Annotated in this window: 25 protein-coding genes and 4 tRNA genes; 9 read left to right on the top strand and 20 right to left on the bottom strand. The window is 63.2% G+C overall.

Annotated elements, in window-relative coordinates; translation table 11 throughout:
- Window positions 1–107: 107 nt before the first annotated feature.
- The 15 genes from AC6I1W_RS08160 to AC6I1W_RS08090 form a co-directional block, all read right to left on the bottom strand.
- On the bottom strand, window positions 108–1,328 hold the full coding sequence (locus tag AC6I1W_RS08160) for a YhjD/YihY/BrkB family envelope integrity protein (protein WP_117189631.1): 1,221 nt from the start codon (window positions 1,326–1,328) through the stop codon (window positions 108–110).
- Between the two features lie 109 nt (window positions 1,329–1,437).
- On the bottom strand, window positions 1,438–2,025 hold the full coding sequence (locus AC6I1W_RS08155) for a MerR family transcriptional regulator (protein WP_016667570.1): 588 nt from the start codon (window positions 2,023–2,025) through the stop codon (window positions 1,438–1,440).
- A gap of 183 nt (window positions 2,026–2,208) precedes the next feature.
- Window positions 2,209–2,688, bottom strand: a complete 480-nt coding sequence (locus tag AC6I1W_RS08150) for a bifunctional nuclease family protein (RefSeq protein ID WP_117189614.1) — start codon at window positions 2,686–2,688, stop codon at window positions 2,209–2,211.
- A 67-nt stretch (window positions 2,689–2,755) separates the two neighbouring features.
- Entirely contained in the window at window positions 2,756–3,466 is a 711-nt protein-coding gene (gene ftsR / locus AC6I1W_RS08145; protein WP_016667568.1) for a transcriptional regulator FtsR, read from the bottom strand.
- Window positions 3,466–4,047, bottom strand: a complete 582-nt coding sequence (locus tag AC6I1W_RS08140; RefSeq protein ID WP_117189613.1) for a zinc-ribbon and FHA domain-containing protein — start codon at window positions 4,045–4,047, stop codon at window positions 3,466–3,468. Before AC6I1W_RS08140 ends, ftsR begins: the two co-directional genes overlap by 1 nt.
- A gap of 8 nt (window positions 4,048–4,055) precedes the next feature.
- Entirely contained in the window at window positions 4,056–4,448 is a 393-nt protein-coding gene (locus tag AC6I1W_RS08135) for a glycine cleavage system protein H (protein ID WP_065672697.1), read from the bottom strand.
- A 64-nt stretch (window positions 4,449–4,512) separates the two neighbouring features.
- Window positions 4,513–5,265: a DUF881 domain-containing protein gene (locus AC6I1W_RS08130; RefSeq protein ID WP_065672696.1), complete on the bottom strand. Its 753-nt coding sequence runs from the start codon at window positions 5,263–5,265 to the stop codon at window positions 4,513–4,515.
- Entirely contained in the window at window positions 5,258–5,590 is a 333-nt protein-coding gene (locus AC6I1W_RS08125; protein ID WP_002513635.1) for a small basic family protein, read from the bottom strand. The genes AC6I1W_RS08130 and AC6I1W_RS08125 overlap by 8 nt, the downstream gene beginning before the upstream one ends.
- 42 nt (window positions 5,591–5,632) lie before the next feature.
- Window positions 5,633–6,376, bottom strand: a complete 744-nt coding sequence (locus AC6I1W_RS08120; RefSeq protein WP_065672860.1) for a DUF881 domain-containing protein — start codon at window positions 6,374–6,376, stop codon at window positions 5,633–5,635.
- 20 nt (window positions 6,377–6,396) lie between these two features.
- On the bottom strand, window positions 6,397–7,050 hold the full coding sequence (clsA, locus tag AC6I1W_RS08115; protein WP_117189612.1) for a cardiolipin synthase ClsA: 654 nt from the start codon (window positions 7,048–7,050) through the stop codon (window positions 6,397–6,399).
- A gap of 45 nt (window positions 7,051–7,095) precedes the next feature.
- On the bottom strand, window positions 7,096–7,719 hold the full coding sequence (pgsA, locus tag AC6I1W_RS08110; RefSeq protein ID WP_117189630.1) for a phosphatidylinositol phosphate synthase: 624 nt from the start codon (window positions 7,717–7,719) through the stop codon (window positions 7,096–7,098).
- On the bottom strand, window positions 7,712–8,272 hold the full coding sequence (locus AC6I1W_RS08105; protein WP_015582769.1) for an HIT family protein: 561 nt from the start codon (window positions 8,270–8,272) through the stop codon (window positions 7,712–7,714). The genes pgsA and AC6I1W_RS08105 overlap by 8 nt, the downstream gene beginning before the upstream one ends.
- A complete protein-coding gene (thrS, locus tag AC6I1W_RS08100; protein WP_493536865.1) occupies window positions 8,265–10,334 on the bottom strand; it encodes a threonine--tRNA ligase in 2,070 nt (689 codons plus the stop codon). Before thrS ends, AC6I1W_RS08105 begins: the two co-directional genes overlap by 8 nt.
- 73 nt (window positions 10,335–10,407) lie before the next feature.
- A complete protein-coding gene (locus AC6I1W_RS08095) occupies window positions 10,408–11,040 on the bottom strand; it encodes a response regulator (RefSeq protein ID WP_016667559.1) in 633 nt (210 codons plus the stop codon).
- Window positions 11,037–12,257: a sensor histidine kinase gene (locus AC6I1W_RS08090; protein ID WP_065672694.1), complete on the bottom strand. Its 1,221-nt coding sequence runs from the start codon at window positions 12,255–12,257 to the stop codon at window positions 11,037–11,039. Before AC6I1W_RS08090 ends, AC6I1W_RS08095 begins: the two co-directional genes overlap by 4 nt.
- Before the next feature lie 228 nt (window positions 12,258–12,485).
- Here AC6I1W_RS08090 and AC6I1W_RS08085 point away from each other — a divergent pair, with 228 nt between their 5' ends.
- Both AC6I1W_RS08085 and AC6I1W_RS08080 read left to right on the top strand, forming a co-directional pair.
- Window positions 12,486–13,547, top strand: a complete 1,062-nt coding sequence (locus AC6I1W_RS08085) for an FtsX-like permease family protein (protein WP_065672693.1) — start codon at window positions 12,486–12,488, stop codon at window positions 13,545–13,547.
- A 33-nt stretch (window positions 13,548–13,580) separates the two neighbouring features.
- Entirely contained in the window at window positions 13,581–14,369 is a 789-nt protein-coding gene (locus AC6I1W_RS08080; RefSeq protein ID WP_065672692.1) for an ABC transporter ATP-binding protein, read from the top strand.
- Here AC6I1W_RS08080 and AC6I1W_RS08075 read toward each other — a convergent pair.
- Entirely contained in the window at window positions 14,326–15,390 is a 1,065-nt protein-coding gene (locus tag AC6I1W_RS08075) for an NAD(P)-dependent alcohol dehydrogenase (RefSeq protein ID WP_117189610.1), read from the bottom strand. The two genes, AC6I1W_RS08080 and AC6I1W_RS08075, sit on opposite strands and share 44 nt — an antisense overlap.
- Window positions 15,391–15,555: 165 nt before the next feature.
- Window positions 15,556–15,630, bottom strand: a tRNA-Val gene (locus AC6I1W_RS08070).
- 499 nt (window positions 15,631–16,129) lie between these two features.
- On the opposite strand from AC6I1W_RS08070, the gene AC6I1W_RS08065 reads away from it, so the two are divergent.
- The 4 genes from AC6I1W_RS08065 (at window position 16,130) to AC6I1W_RS08050 (ending at window position 17,380) form a co-directional block, all read left to right on the top strand.
- A tRNA-Gly gene (locus AC6I1W_RS08065) sits at window positions 16,130–16,202 on the top strand.
- A gap of 28 nt (window positions 16,203–16,230) precedes the next feature.
- A tRNA-Cys gene (locus AC6I1W_RS08060) sits at window positions 16,231–16,301 on the top strand.
- Window position 16,302: 1 nt separating this feature from the next.
- Window positions 16,303–16,377, top strand: a tRNA-Val gene (locus AC6I1W_RS08055).
- A gap of 244 nt (window positions 16,378–16,621) precedes the next feature.
- On the top strand, window positions 16,622–17,380 hold the full coding sequence (locus AC6I1W_RS08050; protein ID WP_065672690.1) for a sirohydrochlorin chelatase: 759 nt from the start codon (window positions 16,622–16,624) through the stop codon (window positions 17,378–17,380).
- A 56-nt stretch (window positions 17,381–17,436) separates the two neighbouring features.
- Here AC6I1W_RS08050 and AC6I1W_RS08045 read toward each other — a convergent pair whose 3' ends face one another.
- Entirely contained in the window at window positions 17,437–18,291 is an 855-nt protein-coding gene (locus AC6I1W_RS08045; protein WP_065672689.1) for a PPK2 family polyphosphate kinase, read from the bottom strand.
- Between the two features lie 134 nt (window positions 18,292–18,425).
- Between AC6I1W_RS08045 and msrB the strand changes: the two genes are divergently transcribed.
- From msrB to AC6I1W_RS08030, 3 genes are all read left to right on the top strand, one after another.
- Complete coding sequence (msrB, locus tag AC6I1W_RS08040; RefSeq protein WP_016667552.1) at window positions 18,426–18,872, top strand: peptide-methionine (R)-S-oxide reductase MsrB; 447 nt, start codon at window positions 18,426–18,428, stop codon at window positions 18,870–18,872.
- 123 nt (window positions 18,873–18,995) lie between these two features.
- Window positions 18,996–19,565: a DUF3000 domain-containing protein gene (locus AC6I1W_RS08035; RefSeq protein ID WP_065672688.1), complete on the top strand. Its 570-nt coding sequence runs from the start codon at window positions 18,996–18,998 to the stop codon at window positions 19,563–19,565.
- Window positions 19,562–20,800, top strand: coding sequence for an HRDC domain-containing protein (locus AC6I1W_RS08030; protein WP_493536866.1), 1,239 nt, complete (start codon window positions 19,562–19,564; stop codon window positions 20,798–20,800). The genes AC6I1W_RS08035 and AC6I1W_RS08030 overlap by 4 nt, the downstream gene beginning before the upstream one ends.
- A 34-nt stretch (window positions 20,801–20,834) precedes the next feature.
- Here AC6I1W_RS08030 and dxs read toward each other — a convergent pair whose 3' ends face one another.
- The gene (dxs, locus tag AC6I1W_RS08025) at window positions 20,835–22,703 is read right to left on the bottom strand and encodes a 1-deoxy-D-xylulose-5-phosphate synthase (RefSeq protein WP_065672686.1); all 1,869 of its coding nucleotides are present in this window, start codon (window positions 22,701–22,703) and stop codon (window positions 20,835–20,837) included.
- Between the two features lie 152 nt (window positions 22,704–22,855).
- Window positions 22,856–23,977, bottom strand: a complete 1,122-nt coding sequence (locus AC6I1W_RS08020; protein ID WP_117189608.1) for an alpha/beta hydrolase — start codon at window positions 23,975–23,977, stop codon at window positions 22,856–22,858.
- Between the last annotated feature and the right edge of the window lie 192 nt (window positions 23,978–24,169).

Raw genomic sequence — 24,169 nt, 5'->3', positions numbered from 1 at the left:
GGCCCAATGACCTCGGGGTCAATCACATATGGGGCAAACGCCAGCCCGCAGCTGAATCACGCCGTAACGAACTGACCTGTCACCACGCACGCAGCATCATCAGTGGGTCATTGGTCTTCGCGACGTCGACCGAGTATGGCGCCAACTGCCATGCCCCCAACAGCACTGACGATACTCGCTCCGACAACCGGCCAACGACGAGGCTCGGCGTGCGCGGGAGGCAAGGCACGAGAAGCAGCATGTGCGTCGGCCGATGCGTCTTCCGTCTCCTGCTGGCTGGCGTCCTCCTCTCCCCCATTGGCCTGTGAGGCGACACCGACGACTTCCGCTCCATCCTCGTTCGAGTGCTTGCGGGCGCGATCCGCTAACGCGGCCTCCCAGTGCCCGTCAACGGTACGGCAGTCGTCACGACCAAGCAGGGGCTCGTCGCAGTCGTTCCACTCCTTGTCGACAGCCGGCTGGTTCGCCGTCGCGATCCACGAGGCGATGAAGAGACTCAATCGAGCGATGAGATCGAAGACCAGCATGATGATGATGACAGATCCAAAGGCCTGCACAGCTTTGTTAGAGCTGAAGGCCTGCACAAGATAGCCAGCACCCACCTGTAGGAAGGCCAGGGCAAAACCTGCGGCCAGCGATCCCTTGAGGATCGGACGCCACACCGGCTTGCCACGCGGCATGACGGTGTACAAGAAGATGAAGAGCAACCAACCGGCAATCACCGAGGCCAGCAGGCCGGCCAGGGCCAGCAGCAGGCCATGGCCAGGAACGGTGTCGAGGCCAGTCCACCTGGCCAACAGCCCGGCCATCGAGGAGCCGACCTGGGAGGTGACGATCGTCAGCAGGCTCACCAGCAGCAATCCCAGGAATGCCAACATGTCGGAAAGCTTGGCGCGCACGAATCCGCGGTCGTCGGCCACCATGTCAAAGTCCGGGGCCCATTCCGCCTGGATTCCCTTGCGGATGTTTCCGACCCAGCCGATTCCGGCCCAAAAAGCGGTGAGGATGGAGACGATGAACGCCCAGACCGATCCGCCGACCTTCATCGCATTCTCGATAATGCCGCGAATTTTTTCCTTGTCATCCTGCTGAGTGGCCAGACTCACGACCGAATCCACCACCTGATTGAGCAGGTACGGGCTCAACCGACTCAGAATCAATCCCAGCACGGCAAAGGCGAATGCGATGACCGGGACGATCGCCAGCACCGTGAAATAGGTGATGGATGCGGCGAAATGGTTGCCGAGACGTCGGGTGAATCGGGTGTGGGCTCGCAGCAGATGGGCGATACCGGGCCGCTTCATGATGGCGGCAATTGTGTCCTTCACAGGGGCCTCCTCATCCTGAATCATTGCATGGAGAACGCCCCAGGCGCACGCTCAACGAGCATACGCATCAGGAATGACGGGGACGATTTCTCGTCAATTCACCGCCAGTTCAGGAGGCGTGCTTGGCAATTCTTCTGGCAGTGAACTCGTCGAGCTCTTCCTCGTCAATCGGATTGAGACGCTCACTCGGCAGTTCCGCAAGGCTTCCCTGGACGTCTCGCCACACTCCTCCCAAAGCGATGGCAAACATTCCCTGACCACCGCGCAGCAGGTCGATGACCTCGTTGTCGTTGGTGCACTCATAGACGGAGACCCCGTCACTCATGAGGGTGACCCGGGAAAGATCCTCGACGCCATTGCTGCGCAAATGGTCGATGGCAACCCGAATCTGCTGCAGGGAGACGCCAGCGTTGAGCAGGCGCTTGACGACCTTGAGCATGAGGATGTCGCGGAAGGAGTAAAGACGCTGGCTACCGGAGCCGCGAGCAGCTCGGATCTCCGGACGGACCAACCCGGTTCGCGCCCAGTAGTCGAGCTGGCGGTAGGTGATGCCGGCTGCGCCGGACGCGACAGGCCCCCGGAATCCAATGTCCTCGGGCATCGGAGCGAAGTCACCCTCAAAGAGGGCATCCTGGCCACGACGCGCGGGGCCGTCGAGGGGAGTTTCAACACTCGGCTGCTCACCGGTCGTTGCCATCTCGTCACCCTTCACCAGTTCTGTTCATCGTCTCAACGGCGGAGCACGGTTACCCCGTCGAACGCCCTCGACGCTACGGCGCCAGTCCAGATCACCGTCGAAGCCACGCCGATGGCTTCACACCGTCCTCACATCCCAGTTGCGAATTTAAGTTTGACAAGGTGTTTTGCTGTTGACTCAAGGTCAACCAGAGGTCGAGGGTCCAGGTCCGAAGTCGTCCGGACTGACCTGGTCCAGAAACTGCCGGAACTCTTCCACCGCGTCCTCCGGTCCGGCATCGAGGAGTATCCCGGCCGAGGAGATGACCTCCTCGGTACACCAGATCGGTACTGGAAGACGCAGTGCCAGGGCGACCAGGTCCGAGGGCCGAGCATCGATCCTCATGGTCCCCAGCACCAACTCGCCGAACCAGACGCCGTCCTCAACCTTGGTGATGACGCATTGCGGCTCTTCCTCGCACAGCACCGCGACGACGCGTGCGAGCAGGTCATGGGTGTAAGGCCGGATCGGCTCCTCCTCATTGATGGCGTCGGTGATGGCCAATCTCTCCGGCTCTGCGATCCACAAAGCAAGATGGCGACGAGCATCAACCTCGCGCAACAGCAGCACCGCTGCCCCGGACACCGGCTCGGTCCGAATCTCGGCAACCTCGAGCAAGACCATGCTGCCAGCCTAGCGCGGCCTTGGAGTCGATCCTTCGGCGTGACAGCGTTCGCCTGGCAAGGCAGGCCTAGTTGGCCGACCAGTGTTCCAGCATGTCGTAGACCATCGCCGTATGGGCGTGCATCATCACCTTGGTCGTCTCGGCGGCAATCTTGGACGCCTGCTCGGGATGACGAGCGTGCGGAATGAGAGTCTGCTCAATAAGGCCGGCCTCGTGCTCAGCAGCCTGACGGATGGCGCGCATGTGACGCGAGTCCATCCCGTAGGCAGAGAGCCGTCGAGCCGCGACGCAGATGACGAGAGCCTCCTGCCCGAAGTAGGAAACTCCTCTCTTGGGACGCACCAGCTGGTGACGCTCGAGTTCCATGAGCAGAGCCTCAGTGATACCCGAGGCCCTGATGAGCTCACGCCGATTCATCCTGATGGGACCACGGGTCTGGACGATTCCCTGACCTGCCGAATCCTTCGGGGCCGGAGTCCCCTCACTCTCGGACGGCAGCGGCGGTGCCTCAGCCACCGGAGGCTCTTCGCCCCGGTCCATCATCTCCAGATGATCTCGGATGACACGCAGCGGCTGAAAGTGATCACGCTGGCACGTCAGAATGTACCGCAATCTCTCGACGTCGGAGTCGGAGTACTTGCGGTATCCCGATGGTGCCCTCTCAGGGGACAGCAGGCCCTCAGACTCTAGAAATCGGATCTTGGAAATACTCAGATCGGGGAAATCCGGCTTGAGAGTCTTCATCACCTGCCCGATGGTGCGGACAGATCCTGGCATCAGACGCGACCAGCCCCGCTGGCACCAGATGCCGTCCCACCGGTGTGATAGGTCATCCGGAACTTGCCGATCTGCACCTCATCACCATCCCGCAGCACGGCTGAACCGTCAACCAGGGTACGGTTGACGTAGGTGCCGTTGAGGCTGCCCTGATCCTCGATGATCATGCGACCGTCGGGCTGACGGATGAACTTCACATGGTGACGAGAGACCGTGATGTCGTCGAGGAAGATGTCAGATCGGGTGGAACGTCCAGCCGTCGTCTCATCCTGATCGAGCAGGAACTGCGCACCGAGGTTCGGTCCGCGTCGCACCACCAGCATGGCGTTCTCGGCAGGCAAGTCGGCGATGTCCTGCAACACGTCGGCGGGAAGGTCAAGATTGGGCGAGGTCTCCTCGGCCACCGTCGATTCGGTGATGGTCGGGATGACGCCGGTGTTGTCCCCGGGAGTGTCGATGGGCACCCCGAGACGAGTCCCGCATCGGGAGCAGAAGTTTGCGCCATCTTCATTGACGTGGCCGCACATGGTGCACTTGTTCATGTTCGCGTCCTCGCTCTCGGGGGTCTCCGAAACAGTCATCTTAGGGGTCACTCCCCCATGCTCGCGAGGTATTCGTCCGGGTCGAGCAGTTCGTTGAGCTCTTCGGGGTCAGACAGTCTCACGTCAAAGAGCCATCCGTCACCCCATGGGTCTGCCTCGAGCAGGTCAGTGTCAACCGACTGGTTGACCGAGACGACTTCCCCGGCAACCGGGGAAACGAGCTCCCAGCTGCGAGACGAGAATTCTAGATCGCCGCAGGTGTCTCCCGCAACGATCTCCTCCCCGTCATCAGCAAGGGACAACGACTCCACCGGCCCGAACTGGTCAAGGAGGGCCGGCGTGACTCCGACGCGCACCCTGTCACCATTACCGGGCCTGATCCACAGGTGATCCGAGGTGCACAACACATCATCGGGAATCTCGGACATCGCCACCTCCATGACACGGCCGACGGAAAAATCCTCGTACCCGCAGACTACCGCGCTCAGCGCCTCGATGCCCGCGTCATCTCACCGGTGTGGCGTGAGTCATCGGACGCGGATGGGCAACCGCGGAAATGATGAGGTCTTGAGAAGTCGTGATCTCGACGGAGGCCCCCACCTTGTCGGACTCCATCTGGGAGACCAGGCCGCCACGGAACCGTGCCCCCTCCCGGAGGGCATGGGGGTCACCAATGACAGCCAGGGTGTAGGGACGGCTGATCGTCGTTCCGCTGACCTCGAGGCCATCAGGGCTGGCGGCAAACCAGGTGTCGGCAACGATGCGGACCTTGTTGTTGAGAACCATGGCCTCAGCCCCGGCATCACGCATCTCCTCGACGGCGTCGAGCATCATGTCGGAGGTCACCTTTTCGTCCGGGTCGTCGATAGTGATCTTGATTCCCGGTCCATGGACCGGAACGGTGCCGGCCAACACCTTCATCCGGGTCAGTCGGTCCTCGGCCTCCTGCTGAGCGACCTTGCGCGAATTGGCCCCCGATTGCAGCTCCCTCGTCGTAGCACGCAGGTCAGCGATCTCGGAATCCAGCTGACGGGAGGATTCCGAGAGAGTGTCCAGCATCGTCACCAAATCTGCCCTGCTCATCGTCGAATAGGCGTCCTGATTGTGCTGGGAATGCACCTGAGTCACGATCATGAAGGAGCACAGGCACAAGATGATGGCGACGAGGATCTGCCCGGTCGACACCGAGGTCAGGTCCTTGCCGATCTTGCGCCAGTGGTTTCCGGCCCACTCCCGCGGATCGTGATGCTCAGGCATGGAGCACCTCTCGCCGAATGGCGGCAGCGTTGGTGAAGATTCGGATGCCGAGCACGACGACGACGGCAGTCGACAACTGCGAACCCACACCGATCTGATCACCCACCCAGACGATAAGGGCGGCGATGGCGACGTTGGAGAGGAAGGAGACGACGAAGACGCGGTCGGAGAAGGTGTGCGCCAGATAAGCACGCACCGCTCCGAAAATGGCGTCAAGGGCAGCGACAATCATGATCGGCAGGTAGGGCTGAAGGCCAGGTGGCAGCGTTGGGTTGACCACGATGCCGATGATGATCCCGACCACCAGGCCGATGAGCGCAATCATGGGTGTCCTTCCTGTGCTCCGATGCCGTTCATCGTCTCATTGTCATCGGTGAGGACTCGCGTGACTCACCGACGCCCTCGATCCTGGCACCGAGACCCGGTCCCTCGTCGCCACCGTATAGGTGATCGATGAATTGTCGCTCAGGTAGGTCATCCAGCGACCTCCAGGTGTGTCAGTCAGTTTCGCCGGGATCGTCTGCGGGGAGCCGATCGCCTCGATGACATAGGGTCGAGACAGCGAGACGTAGTCGACGGTGATCGCCGATCCGGCCGAGCGGATCGCCGTGCGGGGCCCGATTCGGTGACCATTGATGGCCACAGCCTCCGCTCCGGACTGCCACAGAGCGTTGACGAGTTTGCGCAGGTCGGCGTCACCAAGTTCATCGTCCGGCGCCGCATTGGCGTCATCGAGGAAGATCCGCACCCCTGGGCCCGTCAATGGGATCACCGCTGAGTCCTGCCCTGTCTCGTCACCAATGGGTGATGCGGAGGCACCTTTCATGGCATCCATGGAGGCGCGCAACCTGGCCAATTCTGCATGCTGAGCTGATTCATGAGCTTGGGCCGACTGCACGTGGGCGACCAGGTTCCTGCGTTCTCGTGCGTCCAGCGGCGCGCGTGCAGCCGTTGAGCGCCACGCGATACCGATGAGCACCCCGGTGACGAGCAGGATGACAACGGCAGCAACCCCAACGGGACGTCGCTTCGTGCTGCCGGGGCTGCGGTCGTGGTACTCCTGGTACCCCTGGTCCAAGGCCTGCGAGCGAACCTCCCGAAGCAGGTCCATCGATGCATCAGGGCGCTGCTTCACGACTGCTCACCCCGGCGATCGACCCGCGGCAGGGTGTGAACGATCTGAACGGTCTGGACGAGGTAGAGGAAGTAGGCCCACCAGTACAGCGCCGTTCCCCAGATGGCGAAGGACCACCCGAGGACCCGGCAGACCGTCCAGCCCCCTGTTCCGAGATGCCCCAGCAGGACCAACGGGAAGGAGTACAGCAGGCAGAAGGTGGCCGCCTTGCCGACGAAGTGCACCGGCAACGAGGTGAACCCGCGAGTTCTCAGAGCCGGAACCAGACATGCCATGCAAACGTCTCGGGCAATGAGCAGAATGACCAGCCACAGTGGTATGACGTCGCGCAGGGTCAACGCGATGACCGTGGCGAAGATGTAGAGACGATCGGCGATGGGGTCAAGCATCTGGCCGATGCGCGAGACCTGGTGCCAGCGACGGGCAATCTTGCCGTCGAGCCAGTCGGTGATGCCGGCAACAGCAAGCACCGCAACGGCCCAGCCATCCTCATGCGGGCCCAGAGCGAGCCACAGGAAGACAGGTACGCCGATGAGACGGATCACTGACAGGATGTTGGGAACCGTCCAGAATCGATCGGTGTCCCACGGATTGGCCTCGGGCACTTCCTCAGGCGGCAGGGTGCGCGTCACAACCTCCACCCTAACCATTCATCCCGTTCAGCCGAGAGCCTGCCCACGCCGTGCCCCGACCCGTCACGACTGACATGCCCGACGCACTGCCACCATCCGCTGCACCACGGTGATGGCTCCGGCCACCGTCAGGTAACACAGCGCAATCGGTAGGACGGCCAGGCACCAGTAGGGGAAGGCCCCGGCCTTGGCCAGACCCGTGATCTCGACGGCCAGCAAGCTGACGAGCAGACGATCCGCACGGGTGGCGATGCCGACCTTGGCCTCCAGTCCCAAGGACTCAGCCTTGGCACGTACATAGGAGGTGGCCATCCCGAAGACCAGCGCTGCGAGGGACATCGAGGTCCACAGCAGGTTGTTTCCCAGGCCGGCGTAGTACAACGCCACCCCCGCGAAGATGGCGGCGTCACCAAATCGATCCAAGGTGGAGTCGAGGAAGGATCCCCACTGGGAGTGACGCCCGATCTTGCGGGCCATGTTGCCGTCGAGCGAATCGGAGAAGATGAACAGGGCGACCAGCCACGGCCCCTGCCACAGCCACCCTTGTGGGAAGCAGATGAGTGCCATGGCGACGGCACCGACGGTGCCGACCCAGGTGACCATGTCGGGGGTGACGTGCGCCCGCAGCAGGGCGTCGGCGATGGGGTTCATGACCTTGGCCCAGGCGGCCCGGAAATGCTCAAGCATGAGCCACCCACGCATCGGCCAACATCTGACGGCCATCTCCCAGCAGCTGTGGAACAGCACGGACACCTGCCACGATGGGAAGGAAATTCGTGTCTCCCGTCCAGCGTGGAATGACGTGCTGGTGCAGATGGGCGGCCACTCCGGCTCCGCCAGAGGCTCCCTGGTTCATCCCGACGTTGAATCCCTGCGGGTGGGACACCTCCTGAAGGGTCCGGATCGCGGCCTGGGTGAGGTGGGCCATCTCGACGACCTCCACCTCGGTGGCGTCGACGTAGCCGGCAACGTGACGGTAGGGGCACACCAGCATGTGCCCCGGTCCGTAGGGATAGAGGTTCATGATGACGTAGCAGGTCTCGCCACGGTGGACGATGAGGGCATCCTCGTCGCTGCGCTGCGGAGCGACACAGAACGGGCACCCGTCTTCCGGGCGGTCGCCCCGGGGCTTGTTCTCACCGCCGATGTACGCCATCCGGTGCGGGGTCCAGAACCTTCGGAAGGGATCCGGGACCCCGACCAAATCCTCGGCGAACTCGAGGCGGTAGTCCTCAGTCATCGACGGCTCCACGCAAGGTCTCAGCAGTCGGGTCGTCGTTGCGACGGGCCCTGTTCCAGCCTGCGATGATGCGCGCGGCCTCGTCCTGGGCGATGCCGTTGACCTGGGAACCATCACGCAGTCGGAAGGAGATCGCACCGGCCTCGGCGTCCTCCCCACCCGCAATGAGGGTGAAGGGAACCTTCTCCTTGGAGGCATTGCGGATCTTCTTGCCGAAGCGGTCGGACGACAGGTCGATCTCGACCCGGATGCCCTGGGAACGCAGCACCTCGGCAAAGGTCGTGACGTACTCGTCAAAGGCCTCAGCAACCGGGACCAGGCGCACCTGAACGGGGGCCAACCAGACCGGGAAGGCACCGGCGTAGTGCTCGGTGAGCACGCCGATGAACCTCTCGACACTGCCCAGCTTGGCCGAGTGCAGCATGATCGGGCGCTGGTGGGTGCCGTCAGCAGCCGCATATTCGAGGTCGAAGCGCTCAGGCTGGTTGAAGTCATACTGAATCGTCGACATCTGCCAGGTACGACCAATGGCGTCCTTGACCTGGACCGAGACCTTCGGACCGTAGAAGGCGGCGCCGCCCGGATCGGGGACCAACTGCAGACCAGTGCTGCGGCACACCTGGTCGAGGGTGTCGGTGGCAGCCTGCCAGTCCTCGTCGGAGCCGATGAACTTCTCCTCCTTCGCACCGTCCTCCTCGCGGGTGGACAGCTCGAGGTAGAAGTCGTTCAGACCGAAGTCGGCCAGGATCGACAGGAAGAACTCGATCTGCTTCTCGATCTCGCCAGGGGCCTGCTCGCGGGTGCAGTAGGTGTGCGAGTCATCCTGGGCGAACCCGCGCATACGGGTCAGCCCGTGCACGACGCCCGACTTCTCGTAGCGGTAGTCATGGCCCATCTCGAAAAACCGCAACGGCAGTTCGCGGTAGGACCGACCACGCGAGCGGAAGATGAGGTTGTGCATCGGGCAGTTCATGGCCTTGAGGTAGTACTCCTGGCCGGCCCGGGTGACGTTGCCCTCCTCGTCACGCTCCTCGTCGACGAGCATCGGCGGGAACATGGTGTCGGCGTAGTAGGGCAGGTGACCCGAGGTGTGGAACAGCCCACCCTTGGTGATCTCCGGGGTATGCACGAAGGAGAATCCCGCCTCCATGTGGCGCGCGATGACGTGTTCCTCGATGAGGTGACGCAGCATCGCACCCCTGGGATGGAAGACCACCAGGCCCGGACCGATCTCCTCGGGGAAGGAGAACAGATCGAGCTCGGCTCCCAACTTGCGATGGTCCCGACGCTCGGCCTCCTTGATCCGCTCCCGGTAGGCAACGAGATCCTCACGGCTGGCCCACGCGGTGCCGTAGATGCGCTGCAACTGGTCGTTGGCCTGGTCACCCTTCCAGTAGGCAGCCGAGAACTTCGTCAGAGCGAAGGCATTGGCCAGATACTTGGTTGACGGAACGTGCGGGCCACGGCAGAGGTCCTTCCAGGCAACCTCGCCATTGCGGCGCACATTGTCGTAGATCGTCAACTCGGCGCCACCGACCTCGACCGAAGCCCCATCGGCGCCCTTGCCCTTGGTGCCGATGAGTTCCAGCTTGTACGGCTGGTCAGCCAGCTCCTCACGGGCGGATTCCTCGCTGGTGACCCGACGCACGAAGCGTTGGTTCTCTTTGACGATCCGCTTCATCCGCTTCTCGAGCTCGGTGAGCACCTCGGGGGTGACGGGCTCGATGTTGCCGAAGTCGTAGTAGAAACCGTCGGTGATGAACGGGCCGATACCCAGGTTCACCTCGGGGTACAGCTGCTGGACGGCCTGTGCCATGACGTGGGTGCACGAGTGCCGAATGATGTTGAGCCCGTCCTCGCTCGTCGCCTCGACGGGCTCCACCTCGGCGCCGTCGTGAAGTTCGCGCTGCAGATCGACGAGGTTGCCGTCGACCCGCATGGCGACGACGTCACGCTCGGAGCCGAAGAGATCCAGACCGGTCGTGGTGGTGTCCACCTGCTCGGTCCTGGAGGTACCGGAACGGTGCAGGGTGATGCTGATGGACACGATTGACTTCCTCACTCGATTGCAACCCGGCGGATGCCGGACATGGTCCAATAATGCCGTACCGGGTCGGGTCGCTTCGAGTTGCGGGTCAGCGAATGAGACCAATGTCTCGGGCGCGAGCCACTGCCGCGCTGCGAGAGGTCACTCCGAGCTTGGTGTAGATGTGCGACAGATGGGTCTTGACGGTGGCCTCGGAGACGTACAGGGAATCCGCGATCTGTGTGTTGGAGAGCCCCTCCGCCGAGGCTTCCAGGACGTCGAGTTCCCGGGCCGTCAAGGAGGTCTGTGGGGAGCGCATCCGAGCCATGAGACGAGTGGCGACGGCCGGCGCCAGGGCTCCCTCACCGCGAGCGGCACGATGGATCGCCGACAGCAGTTCCTCGGCGGGAGCGTCCTTGAGGAGGTAACCGGTGGCACCCGCCTCGACCGCTGCCAGGATGTCGGCGTCGGTGTCATAGTTGGTGAGGATGAGGACTTCCGGGGGATTCGGTTGTGACCGGACCTTGCGGGTGACGTCCACCCCGGACGGTGCATTGGCATCGCTGCTGAACTGCAGGTCGAGCAGCATGAGATCGAGGTCCGTCGTCGCTGCGGCGGCGAGGGCCTGGGCGGGGGTCGATGCGGTGGCGACGATCTCGATGTCCGGATCGGTACCGAGAAGGGCCGTCACTCCGGCTCGAACCACCGGATGATCGTCGGCGATAAGGACGCGCACGGTCATGATGGTTCTCCTTGGTGAACGAGGCGTGGTTGCTCGGCGGTGGAATGCACCGGGAGATCGACGTCGATGATCGTCCCCTCCCCCGGCTCTGAGGTCAGCGAGACCTCCCCGGACAGCTCGTCGACCCGCTGTCTGATGGCGTGCAGCCCGAAAGCTCCCTCTCGCACTGGAGCGTCGAGGTCCATCCCGACGCCGTCATCGGTCACCCTCAGATGGACGTGGGATTCATCGGTACGCGAGATCCGGATCGTTGCGTGCCGGGCACGGGCATGACGGACCACGTTGGACATGGCTCCCTGGCACAGTCTGAGCAGGACTGTCTGGATCTCCATCGACAGGTCTGAGGTGTCAGGACAGTCGACGTCGACGTGGAGTCCGCCGAGTGACCACGTCGTCGCACCCAGTCGCTTGAGAACTGCCGGCAAACCCTGATCGGCCACGGTGGGAGGAGCCAGTTCCGCGATGAGGACGCGGGTCTCGGACAACGCCTCGGACGAGGTGCGGTGGGCCAGCTGGATCTGCTCGATCGCCGGATGGTCAGGGGCCGTGCGCTCAACCGCCGACAGCAGCAGACCGATGCTCGACAAGGATTGCGCGACGGTGTCGTGGATCTCCCGTGCCAACCTGGCACGTTCCTCCAGCACCCCAGCTTCCCGCTGGGAGGCTGCCAACCTCTCCTGCACGGCGAGCAGGTCGACATTGAGGCGTTCCAACTCGGCCGCCTGAGCCTGCAGCGCCTTGAGGGACAGACCGGCGACGACGGCCACTGCGGCACCGGCTACCGGCCCGACGACTCCCCCGACGCTCCAGCCACTCGTCAGTCCGACGCCGAGGACGATGGCCACGGCTCCGACGACGACGGAGATGCAGGCATGGAGAGGGGCCAGGTGATCCAGGTAGACGAAGGAGAGCGGGATCGTCAGGTAGGCGGCATAGGGGAAGTCGACGGCCAACAAGATCGAGGTGGCGACCATCACTGTCACCAGGATGGGCCGCCACCTGTCACGCCGAGTGCGATCCATGACGTGGGTCGTCATGAGGGCGATGTGGACGAGGATGAGCAGGATCTCCCAGGTGAGGATTCGCCACAAGTGGGGTGGGGACAGCACCAGGGCCATCACGACGGTGAAGATGACCAGACCGGCAAAGAGCACCTGGATGCCGATCTGCATGCCCACCTCAATGACCACCGCACGTCCGCGGTGACCGGCGTCCATGTCGCGCCACCGGTGCAACCCATCACGAGCAAGTGCGGTCGTTCTCATCGGCCCCAAGTGTAGGTGCGCAACCCACATGTCCGTGCCACCAGGCCCCCTCCCCCCCGCGTCATCCAAAAGGTTGATGTCCGCCTCCGCCTGGAGTCGCCCCACAACCACACCACGCGCTGATTCCGACAAGGGTTTTCACCAGGAAGGTGGTTACGACGACAACGACAAGGAGTTCCCATGTTCCTCGCCCGGCGTGATCTGGCCTTCGCCAAGGGCCGGTTTGCCCTCATGACCGTGGTAGTGGCTCTCATCTGCGTACTGGTCGGTTTCCTCACCGGTCTGGCAGGCGGCCTCGCCCAGCGCAGCGTCGCCGCGGTGGTACAGGTACCGGCTGATCGGGTCGTGCTGGCCAAGACGGGATCGACGACGACGTGGACCGATTCCAGGGTGCATGAGAACCAGCTCAAGACCTGGCAGTCAGCTGACGGGGTCTCAGGGGTCACTCCCCTGGGCGTCACCCAGACCCGCGCCAGCAAGGACGGCACCGGATCCGCAGTGGCCATCTTCGGGTCCGACGTCACGGCGACCTCCCTCGGCACCCCGGCGAGGGGGAAGGTCATCATCTCCCGGACCATCGCCGATGACCTCGGACTAGCAGCCGGGGACACGGTGGGAATCGGGTCCCAGAAGTTCGCTGTCGGGTCCGTCAGTGACGACACCTGGTATTGCCATTCGGCCGTCGTCGCCATGGGCTACGCGGACTGGCAGGCGACCGTGGCGCGCATGGGCCAGCCCAAGGCCGAGCCAACCGCCCTGCTGGTGCATGGCGAGCCCGATTGGAAGGCGGTCGACAAGGCCGCCGGAACCGAGTCGGCTTCGCCTTGGAAGTCAGTGCGGATGCTGCCGACCTTCGGACCTGAGATTGGCTCCCTGGCTCTCATCATCGGCCTCCTGCTGGGCATCTCGGCCCTCGTCGTCGGAGCATTCTTCACCGTCTGGACAATCCAGCGTCAGCACGACATCGGTGTGCTGCGTGCGCTGGGAGCGACGACCCAGGCCTTGCGTCGTGACGCCCTGGGACAGGCAGGTGTGGTGCTGGCCATCGGTATCGGTGCCGGCCTGGTCCTCGTGACGATCACCGGATTCGCCATCCGCTCGACCATGCCCTTCGCCATGACGTGGTGGACGGTACTCGGTCCAGGAACCCTGCTCGGTCTACTGGGCCTTGCCGGAGCTGCTGTGGCCATCCGCTCCCTGTCGAGGGCAGAACCCGAGCAGGCCCTCGGCTCGGCCCGCTGACCTGTCCGTCCCCACAGTTTTCAGGAGCTTCGCATGATCACCCTCGACAACGTCACCTTCACCCGTCCAGACGGCAACCGTCGCGTCACCGCCTTGGAGGACGTCAGCATGCACGTCGACAACGGGCACGTCGCCGTCATCACCGGACCGTCCGGGTCGGGAAAATCGAGCCTCTTGGCCGTCGCTTCCACCTTGGCCCGGCCCGACACCGGCACCATCCTCATTGACGGCATCGACGTCACCGGACTCGACGACGCCGGCGCCACCGAACTGCGCCGGGAGAAGATCGGCATCGTCTTTCAGCAGTCGAACCTCATCCCCAGCCTCGACGCCGTCGACCAGCTCGTCATGATGGGAGAACTCGACGGTGCGCATCGCTCCACCCGTGACGAGCGCCGCGAGCAGGCCAAGGAACTCCTCGACGCCGTCGACCTGGCCAACCACATGCACAAGAGGCCGGCGCAGATGTCAGGTGGACAGCGCCAGCGAGTCAACATCGCCCGGGCCCTCATGAACGACCCCAGCGTACTGGTCGTCGACGAGCCGACCAGTGCCCTGGATTCCCAGGCTGGCACCCGCATCATCGAACTCGTGGCCAAACTGACCCATGAGCATGACACCGCCACGATGCTCGTGACCCACGACGAGGAGCTCATCGATCACGGCTCCCAGCATCTGGAGATGCTCGATGGACATCTCGCCCAGGCGCGTGGAGTCCGCGACGAGAAGTCGTCGCGGAACGGCTCGGACTCAGCTCGTGGTCGTATCGGCGCGTGGCTCATTCGGCTGGGGCTGCATCCTCAAAGGTCGCTGTGTCGATGACGAAGCGGAACCTCACGTCTCCGGCGACGACACGGTCATAGGCCGCATCGACCTCGTCAACGCCGATCTTTTCCACCCAGGCGCCGAGATGATGCTCCGCGCAGAAATCGAGCATCTCCTGGGTCTGCGGGATACCGCCGATGTTGGATCCGGCGAGCACCTTGGAACCGTTGATGAGGGAACCAATCGGCAGGCCCAGCTCCTCCGGGGGCAGTCCGACACAGGCCATCACGCCGCGCGGCTTGAGCAACTTGAGATAGGACTTCAGGTCAATCGGGGCGCTGATGGTGTTGAGAATGAAGTCGTACTCACCGCGATGGTCACGGAAGAGATTCTCGTCGCTGGTCGCCAGGGTGCGCGTGGCTCCGAGCTTCTCGGCAAGGTCAGCCTTACGCAGGCTGCGAGACAGAACGGTGACCTCAGCCCCCTTCGCCGCCGCGATCTGAACGCCCATGTGTCCCAGGCCACCAAGACCCAGAACGGCGACCTCGTCACCAGGGCCCACGTTCCAAGTGGCAATGGGCGAATAGGTGGTGATCCCGGCGCACAACAGCGGAGCTGCCGCCATGAAGCCCAAGGAGTCGGGGATGCGACAGACGAACCTCTCGTTGACGACGACCTTCTGGCTGTACCCGCCCTGGGTGATGGTGCCGTCGACGTCACGGGAGTCGTATGTTCCCACGGACCCGTTGAGACAGGCCTGCTCCTCTCCTGCCGCGCACTGCTCACAGTGGCCGCAGGAATTGACCAAACACCCGACACCCACCCGGTCGCCGGGCTGGTACTTCGTCACCTCGGAACCGACGGCCTCGACGACACCGGCGATCTCGTGACCGACGGTGAGCGGGAAATGCGCGTGACCCCACTCGTTGCGGATCGTGTGGATGTCGGAGTGACAGATACCTGCAGCCTTGATGGCAATGACGACGTCGTCCGGGCGAGGATCTCGCCTTTCGATGTCGACAACCCTGAACGGCGTGTCCGGGCCTTCCTTCTGAAGGGCCTTGACGGTGATGGGCATGAGTGTGCCTCCTCGGTGATCCCCAGTGCCGATCCCTGGCACTGACGTTGTCAGAGTATTGCGAATCAGCCTGTGAGGCGGCCCAGAAGCACAATCAGATGCTTCAGCAAAGGAGACGACAATGGCTGCACAGTCTTCTGTGGACTCCTGTACAGCCATGTCTGGTGGTGGGCGATGCGGGGTTCGAACCCGCGACCCCTTCGGTGTGAACGAAGTGCGCTACCACTGCGCCAACCGCCCGCGCTGGAGAAACTATGCCAGAAGCGGGGGTGCTTGTCCAAGTCGACGGGCCACTATCCGCAGACACCAATGCCGGGGATCGCGAAGATCATCCAACCACCTGATGACGTCTGACACGCCCGTGTGTGGTGACCGCGGTCCTGACACCTCATCGTGCAACGCACGGTGGCAGCGAACCCGATCAGCAACCCGGTCACCGCCATACCCATCAACCGCTTTCCCCCGGTCGCACGCCCCTCCCAGCCTGATTCCCCCGCACCGTGACCTGGATCAGCATCCATCCGGGCCCGATGTGGAGCACGCCCAACCGATCCCGAATCGCGACACGCCAATGGACCACATCAATGAAACTCCATTCTGACTAGGGGAATCACAAGTTTTTGGTGCGAGCATCCCGCCCCGATTTGCGTCGTCACCGAAACATCCTCTAAAGTTCTTTCTCGTCGCCCGGCAGGAACGACAAGGAGTGAAAGCCCCTCAGAGAACTGCTGGAAAACATGCGGACGTGGCTCAGTTGGTAGAGCATCACCTTGCCAAGGTGAGGGTCGCGGGTTCGAGTCCCGTCGTCCGCTCGGAGAGGTCTTTCGGACCTATCCACATGGTGGAGTGGCCGAGAGGCGAGGCAACGGACTGCAAATCCGTGTACACGGGTTCAAATCCCGTCTCCACCTCGGGCGGTTGGCGCAGTGGTAGCGCGCTTCCCTGACACGGAAGAGGTCGCCAGTTCAAACCTGGCATCGCCCACCAAAAAGGTCGGCCGACATGAGTCGGTCGACCTTTTGCTACACCGACCGTTTCTCCCTTCCCTCAAAGATTCTGTCCTGTTGAATCCGTAACGCTCACAGTCGCCGCTCATTCGCCCCACATCTTGACGGACTGCATGCACACCGGTTCACAGAGACAATTCCGCCAATTCGACGGACCTACTTCGATAAGGTGAACGCGACGTGTCGGACTTGTTGTCCTGATGGCTGGGGAAGGGAGTGCTCAGATGGCTGCGCCGATACTCGACCTCGTCCTCCCCGCGATGTCCGAAGCCTCCGCGAATCTCATCGGCCAGAGATTGCGGCAGCGAATGTCTCACCTCCACCCGCACATCGAGTCAACGGTCAGCTTCGTGCCGGAGAAAGGCCGTTGCAAAGCTCCTCGCATCAAACCGTCGTGGAGTGAGCTGGTCCTGGTCCCCATCAATGCCACTCACCTTCATTCCAGCCCGCCGCAGCTGACTCGCCATGCCGAGGACATCCGTCGGAATCATCCGGACCTGGCCATCCGCGTAGCCCGGCCCACCGGCCCGGCCCCGGCTCTACTCAACCTCGTCGATGCACGTCTGCGACTGGCAGCCCATCGCGTGCACGCCCAGGAATTGGATGCACTCATCCTCTCGACCCCCGACAGCGGAGACCAGCGGGGCGCGGCCATGCTCTCCAAAATGACGCGCCTGTGGTCCCAGCACCACCACCTACCGGTTCACATTGCCACCAACAGCGGCGGCACCACCAACGTCGAGGAGGTCGTCACCCACCTACGTCGAGAGGGTCGTCGTCACATTGCGGTGGGAAGCCTGTGGATCTGCGACGACGAGACCTTCCGCGCCCACACTCATATGGCGCTTCACGCTGGCGCCGAGGTTGTCTCCGCGCCTTTGGGGGACGATCCGGTCCTCGCAGCCCTCGCCTTTCAGCGGTACTGCTCGGCCGCCATGGGTTTGGTCTCCGGGCGGACCGACGACGAGGTCGTCCCCGAGTAGTACCCCCATCAACTCAGCACCGGCCCGGACAAGGGTCCGGGCCGGTCTCTCATTCGTCACGCGTTGCCGAGGCGTTCCTTCTCCTTATCCACGTCGAAATCGGCGGGAGGCCAGGTGAGCTTCATCGAACGCATCGTCTCCAGCAAGATGCGTCCCACCGCCCAGTTGCGGTACCACTTGCGATCCGAGGGGATGATGTACCAGGGAGCCACGTCCGGATTGCACTTGCTGAGCAGGTCGTTGTAGGCGTCCATGTAATCAGGCCACTTCGAACGGGTGTCGAGATCCCCGGGGTTGTACTTCCAGTACTTGGCGGGGTCATCAAGACGAGCCTGCAGCCTCTCCTTCTGGGCGTCCGGGGAAATGTGCAGGAAGCACTTGATGACCTTGCAGCCGTCAGCCGCTAGTCCGAGCTCGAACTCGTTGATGAGGTCGTAACGCTCCTTCCATACCTTCTCCTCGACGAGGTTGTCGACCCTGGCCACGAGGACGTCCTCATAGTGGGAGCGATCGAAGACGCCCAGCATTCCGGGTTCGGGCAAGGCCTTCCTCACTCGCCACAGGAAGTCGTGCTTAAGCTCCTCGTCGGTCGGAGCCTTGAAGCTGTGGTGGTGAATCCCCTGCGGGTCAACCAGTCCGAAGACGTGGCGGACCACTCCACCCTTACCAGCGGTGTCGAGCCCCTGGAGAACGACGAGCACGCGTCGAGCCTCGTCAGGGTTACTGCGACCGCGGGCGAACAGCGTCTCCTGCAACTCCGAGAGTTCCTCGGCCATCGGCTCGAACTCCTTGAGGGTCCTTTCCTTGTCCCCAGGTGCCTCCGGAGTCGCGCCGGTATCAATCTTGCTGATGTCAACCGGGGGCTGCGGGCAGCGCAGCACATCGGATAGCTGAAGGGAGTCTTTGGCCATGTGAGTTCGTCCTTCCTCGGTTCTTGCTCCTCCATCCTGCCGCGACCCGGCAGACTCGGCGCGGGAATGACAACATCCGAATTACCGTTTCACTCAACATGGAACCGGCGAGATGCGCCGGGCTGGAGGAGATCATGACCAACGAGAACACCACCCCACCAGACCTGCAACCGGGTCTCGTGCTGACACCCGATCAGTGGCGTCAGCGTCTCAGCGACGAGGAATACCACGTGCTGCGGGAGGCAGGCACCGAGGCTCCCTTCGTGGGGAAATACACCGACGCCACTACCGAGGGCGTCTATCGCTGTCGCGCCTGCGGGGCGGAGCTGTTTCGCTCCACCCAAAAATTCCAGTCCAGCTGCGGTTGGCCTTCCTTTTACGCGCCACTGGCCGAGGACCGGGTTCGTTACCTCACTGATGAGTCCCTTCCGGGGCGCCCACGGACGGAGGTCAGATGTGCCCGATGTGACTCCCACCTCGGACACGTTTTCGCCGGTGAAGGCTTCGACACCCCGACCGACCTGAGGTACTGCATCAATTCGATCTGCCTCGATCTCGATCCGGCAGAAACCGACAAGTGACGACCTCCTCACGGTGAAAACCCTCAACCTGAACCATGAGGACCGCATCTATCCGCGGTGCGCGGCGCGTCGGAGAGCACCAGGGCATGGCAATCCCCATAGCCTGAAGGGGTGATTCGGCAGATGTATCCGGTGGATTTCGAGGAGTTGCGTTCCCGAATCCTCAAGTATTCGTGGTCAGGCAAGCTCGAGGTTCGCGAGATACCCGCTCCTACCCGCATCTCGCCGTTCTCGGTGGCGATCGAAGGATCCGTCATCATCAAGGGTGACGAACTCGGAAGCGGACGTCTCATCCTACTCCACAACCCCTCGGGATCCGAGGCCTGGCAGGGAACGAGCCGATTCGTTGCCATGATCCGTGCCGAGGTCGATCCGTCGATGGCTTCTGACCCCCTGGTCGGCAACGTCGCATGGTCCTGGTTGACCGATTCCCTCGACACCCATCACGCGCTCCGTCACGCAGAGGCCGGCACCGTCACCTCAGTCGTCAGCCGGCCATTCGGGCAGCTCGCTGACGACCCAGAGTCGAATCACATCGAGGTGCGCGCTTCATGGACGCCGACCTTCTCGACTGCCGAGGACGTCGATTCACACGCGGAATCATGGAGCGACCTCTGCCTGCTCTCGTGCGGGGTCTCCCCGATTCCTGACGAGATCACCGCGATCTCACCACGACGGGCCAAACTCGCGTGAGCGATTTCCCCGTCCTTGCAGAGCCTCGGGAAGGAGTGCCGCCAGTCGTCGCTTCTCCCGAGGCTCTTCGCCGCACGTGCCAGGCACTTCAGAACGGCTACGGTCCCATCGCGATTGACACCGAGCGGGCCCATGGTTTCCGTTATAACCCGCGCGCCTACCTCATCCAGTTGCGCCGTGAGGGGTCTGGCACTCACCTCGTCGATCCCGTCGCTCTCGGCGAGACGGAGGGCTTAAAGCCGCTTGCCGATGCCCTCGCCGGGACACAGTGGATCCTCCATGCCGCCGCCCAGGACATGCCATGCCTGGCGATGGACGGTCTTCGTCCTGACGATCTGTTCGACACCGAGTTGGCTGGACGCCTTCTCAGCCTTCCTCGCGTCGGCCTGGGATCGATGGTCGAGCACTACTGCAGGGTGACCCTTCTCAAGGAGCACTCCGCCTCGGACTGGTCTCGACGTCCCCTCCCCCATGACTGGCTCGTCTACGCAGCTCTGGATGTCGAGCTCCTCAACGACGTGCGAGAAAAGGTCATCGCCGACCTCCGAGAGGCTGGAAAGGACGAATGGGCTCGTCAGGAGTTCGCCCACCTAGTCACGGTGGCCGCTGGACTCCCCAGCGAAGAACCGGGTGTCGACGCATCCCGTTGGCGCCGGATCAGCCACATCGGTGACATTCGCAGCAGAGCTGGGCTGCAACTGGCGCATGACCTGTGGCTGGCGCGCGACAACCTCGCCCACGACCTCGACATTGCTCCGGGCAGGCTGTTGCGTGACGAGGCCCTCGTCGCAGCCGCAAAGCACTGCGACCGCACCGTCAACGTCGATGTCGAGAAAATCCTGTCCGTCAAGGGGTTCCATCGCGGCCAGGCCATGAAATATCACCAGACTTGGGTCGACGCCATCGACCACGCCCGTGGCGTCTCGCCGAAGAAGTACCCGCCATTTCGCGAATACTCCTCAGCGATCCCCCACCCCCGCTCCTGGGAGCGTCACCATCCGGAGGAGGCTGCCCGCTGGGCGGCCGTCAGACCGGCCGTCAATGAGATGGCTGCTGACCATGACGTCCCACCGGAAAACCTCTGTACCCCGGCATGGTTGCGGCAATTCGCATGGCAGCCACCGCACGACCTCTCCGTCGCGGGGGTCGATGCGTTCTTCGCAGATTTGGGCGCCCGTCCGTGGCAGCGAGGGATCCTCGCGAGTCTGCTCAGCGAGGTCATGGCCCAGCTGTGATCGCGACCTCAGGCTCTCTGGTCGGGGAGTCAGCTCACTGGGTGTCGAGCTGGGAGGCCAGCTGAGCGACCGCTTCAGCGATCCCCTCGGCATTCAGGCCCAGCTCAGCCATGATGGCCGACCGCGAGTCATGGTCGAGGTAGCGCTGCGGGATGCCGAGGTTGCGGGTCGGACGCCAGACACCTCGTTCTGACAAGGCGTCAGCCAGATGGGATCCGAGTCCGGAGACGACCAACCCGTCCTCCACACTGATGATGGCATGAGCCCTTGAGGCCTCCTCGAGAAGACCCTCGCAGACCGGGAGTGACCAGCGGGGGCTGACCACTCGCACCGGGACGTCGAGACTGTCTGCTGCCTTCAAGGCATCAGTGCACAACTGCCCATGGGCAACGACGAGGATGCCGTCCTCCGGTCCTTCGCGCAGGACGTCCAGGCCCTCGTGGGAGGACACCACTGGGATGTCGTCAGGCATGGGAGCCTTCGAGTACCGGATGACGGTGGGGCGGTCATCAGTGTCGACGGCCTCGTCGAGTAGCGAGATCAGATGCTGACGATCACGAGGTGCCGAGAGCATGAGGCCGGGCACGATCCCACAGATCGCCATGTCCCACATGCCGTTGTGAGAGGCGCCGTCGGTGCCGGTGATTCCAGCCCGATCCAGCACGATCGTCACGCCGGCATGGTGCAGACCAGCATCCATGAGGAGCTGGTCGAAGGCCCGGTTGAGGAAGGTCGAGTACAAGGCGACGACCGGATGAAGACCGGCAGCGGCCATGCCAGCCGCCGCGGTGACCGCATGCTGCTCGGCAATTCCGACGTCGAGAACCCGCTCCGGGTGACGGGCGGCAAACGGGGCCAGTCCGACTGGGTGGAGCATGGCAGCAGTCACGCCGACGACGTCGGGACGCCTCTCCCCCAGCTCGACCATGGCACCGGCAAAGGCATGGGTCCACGAGGCACCACCGGCAACCTTGAGGGACTTTCCCGTCTTGGGGTCGATCTGACCGACGGCGTGGAAGTGGTCCTCCTGGTTGGCCTCAGCGGCAGCGAATCCCTTGCCCTTCGTCGTCATGACGTGGACGATGACGGGATGCTCGTAGCGCTTGGCCAGTTCGAGGGCGCGCTCGACGGACGAGACGTCATGACCGTCAACCGGACCGAGGTACTTGATTCCCAGGTCCGAGAAGATCCCGTTGCCGATGAGGGCGTCCTTGACGCCGGCCTTCGCCGCGTGCATGAGACCGAAGACCTGTTTGCCCAGCGGCTTCTCGGTGACATGCCGCTTCATACGATCAAGGGCTTCCTCATAGTGAGGATCGGTGCGAATAATGGCGAGCTGGTTGGCCAGACCTCCCACCGTTGGGGTGTAGGAGCGTCCGTTGTCATTGACGACGATGACCAGACGCAGATCCTGCTGATCCGCGATCGAGTCCAGGGCTTCCCAGGCCATACCACCGGTGAGTGCACCATCACCGATGACGGCGACGACCGTGCGGTCCTCGCCACGCGAGAGGAATCCCTCGGCAAGGCCCTCGGCCCAGGACAAGGAGGTGGACGCGTGCGAGTTCTCCACCCAGTCATGAGCCGACTCGGACCGGCTCGGGTATCCGGACAAACCGCCGCGCTGACGCAGCTTCTCGAAGCCAGCGGCACGTCCGGTCAGGATCTTGTGGACATAGCTCTGGTGACCGGTGTCAAAGATGATGGGGTCATGAGGTGAGTCGAAAACCCGGTGGAGTGCGATCGTCAGCTCGACGACGCCGAGGTTCGGACCCAAATGGCCACCAGTACGCGAAACATTGTCGATGAGAAAGCTACGAATCTCTTCGGCGAGGTCGTCGGCCTGCTGAGTGGTGAGTTTCCTCACGTCGTCGGGGCAGCCGATGTCGTCGAGAAGAGCCATACGTGCCATCTTAGGACCTGCCACCAGAGTGCCGGGTCCAGTTTGCGTCCCGTTTCGCCTCACGCTCACAATCCGGCTACCTTCTTCACAACTGGTAAGCCCCGGAAGAAAAGCCGGAAGAAAAGGATGGGCCCGGCAGATCATGGGGGGAGTCAGGCACGCACGGCCCTGAGGATGAGGGGCAGGTCCTGGCTCAGATCAGCGTTCCAGCAGCCCCAGTCGTGGCCGCCATCACACTTGAAACCGCCGTAAGTGCGGGTCGTGTAACGGATGTAGGTATGGGGAACCTGGCGAGCAGCGAGCCGCACGTGCAGAGCGGTCGTATTGGCTCCAACAGCCGTTTCGATGGCCATGGCACCTGGATTGCCGCTACCCAGCCCAGTGCCCGCGTACAAAGCCAGACGGGTGCCGTCGCGCTGAATGCTGGCGAGGTTGTCGGCTCCCTCTCCACTGGACGGGTTCGCCTCGACGAGTGTCTTGTTGGTTCGCACCATCGGGCCCCAGACCGAGTCAGGCTGATATCCACTCTTGACGAGCTGTTCGGCCACGGTGGCCCGCACCGAGGCGCTCTCGATGTCGACGGCACCAGAGTAGGCCGAGACCGAGGAGAACATCCCCGGATGTTCCATCGCGTAGTGATAGGCCCCGTAGCCGCCCATGGAGAGACCGGCAATGGCGCGATGCTTGCCTGACGCCACAGTGCGGAAGTTGGCGTCGACGAAGGGAATTACCTCGTCGAGGTGGTGGTGCGACCAGTCGGCGTCACCGCGAGACTGGTTCGCCCAGTCGGAGTACCAGCTGACCTTGCCACCCTCCAATGTCACCGTGATGAGATCGGCATCGGCGGTGATCTGTTCTGCCTTGCCCTGCTTGCCCGACTCGTCGGTCCAGTCACGGACCCGACCGCTTCCACCGCCGGGAAGCAGGTAGAGGACCGGGTAATGCTTGTCGGGATGGGAGGCGTACCCAGCTGGCAGAGTGACGCGGATGGCCATCTGACCATCAAAGGTCTGTGCGGGATCGATCGACGGGGTCGAGTAATTGATCTGCCAAGTGCGCTGCTGCCCCGAGACCTTCGTCACGGAGGTGACGGTGATGCCCTTGGTGTCATGGATCTGCGTGTCATGGATCTGTCCGAGGATTCCCGGAACGGCCGCCGTGACGTCACTGGTCGGGGCATCGGAGGTGGCCGGTGCGGCGTGGGCTGCCATGGGCGTCAGTGTCAAGGCTCCGCCTGCCAGTGCGGTGACCACGATTCGGGTGAGTCGTCCCATCGGTGTTTCCCCTCGTCTACGATTCTCAGTGCTGTATGTCGTCACTGTAGTGACCAGAGGGTCACGGGATGTGAGGGTTGTCACACGGATTTCAGGACTTCTCGAGGGCACCCACCATTTCGTCGTCGCCCCTGCCCTGGTGCGATTTCTCAGAAGACGATGACCGGGGGCGGGAACCACGTGGTTTCCGCC

The sequence above is a fragment of the Cutibacterium sp. KB22876 genome, from assembly GCF_059728865.1.
The sequence above is the reverse complement of the archived record's forward strand: the minus strand, read 5'-3'. Positions and strand labels throughout refer to the sequence as shown.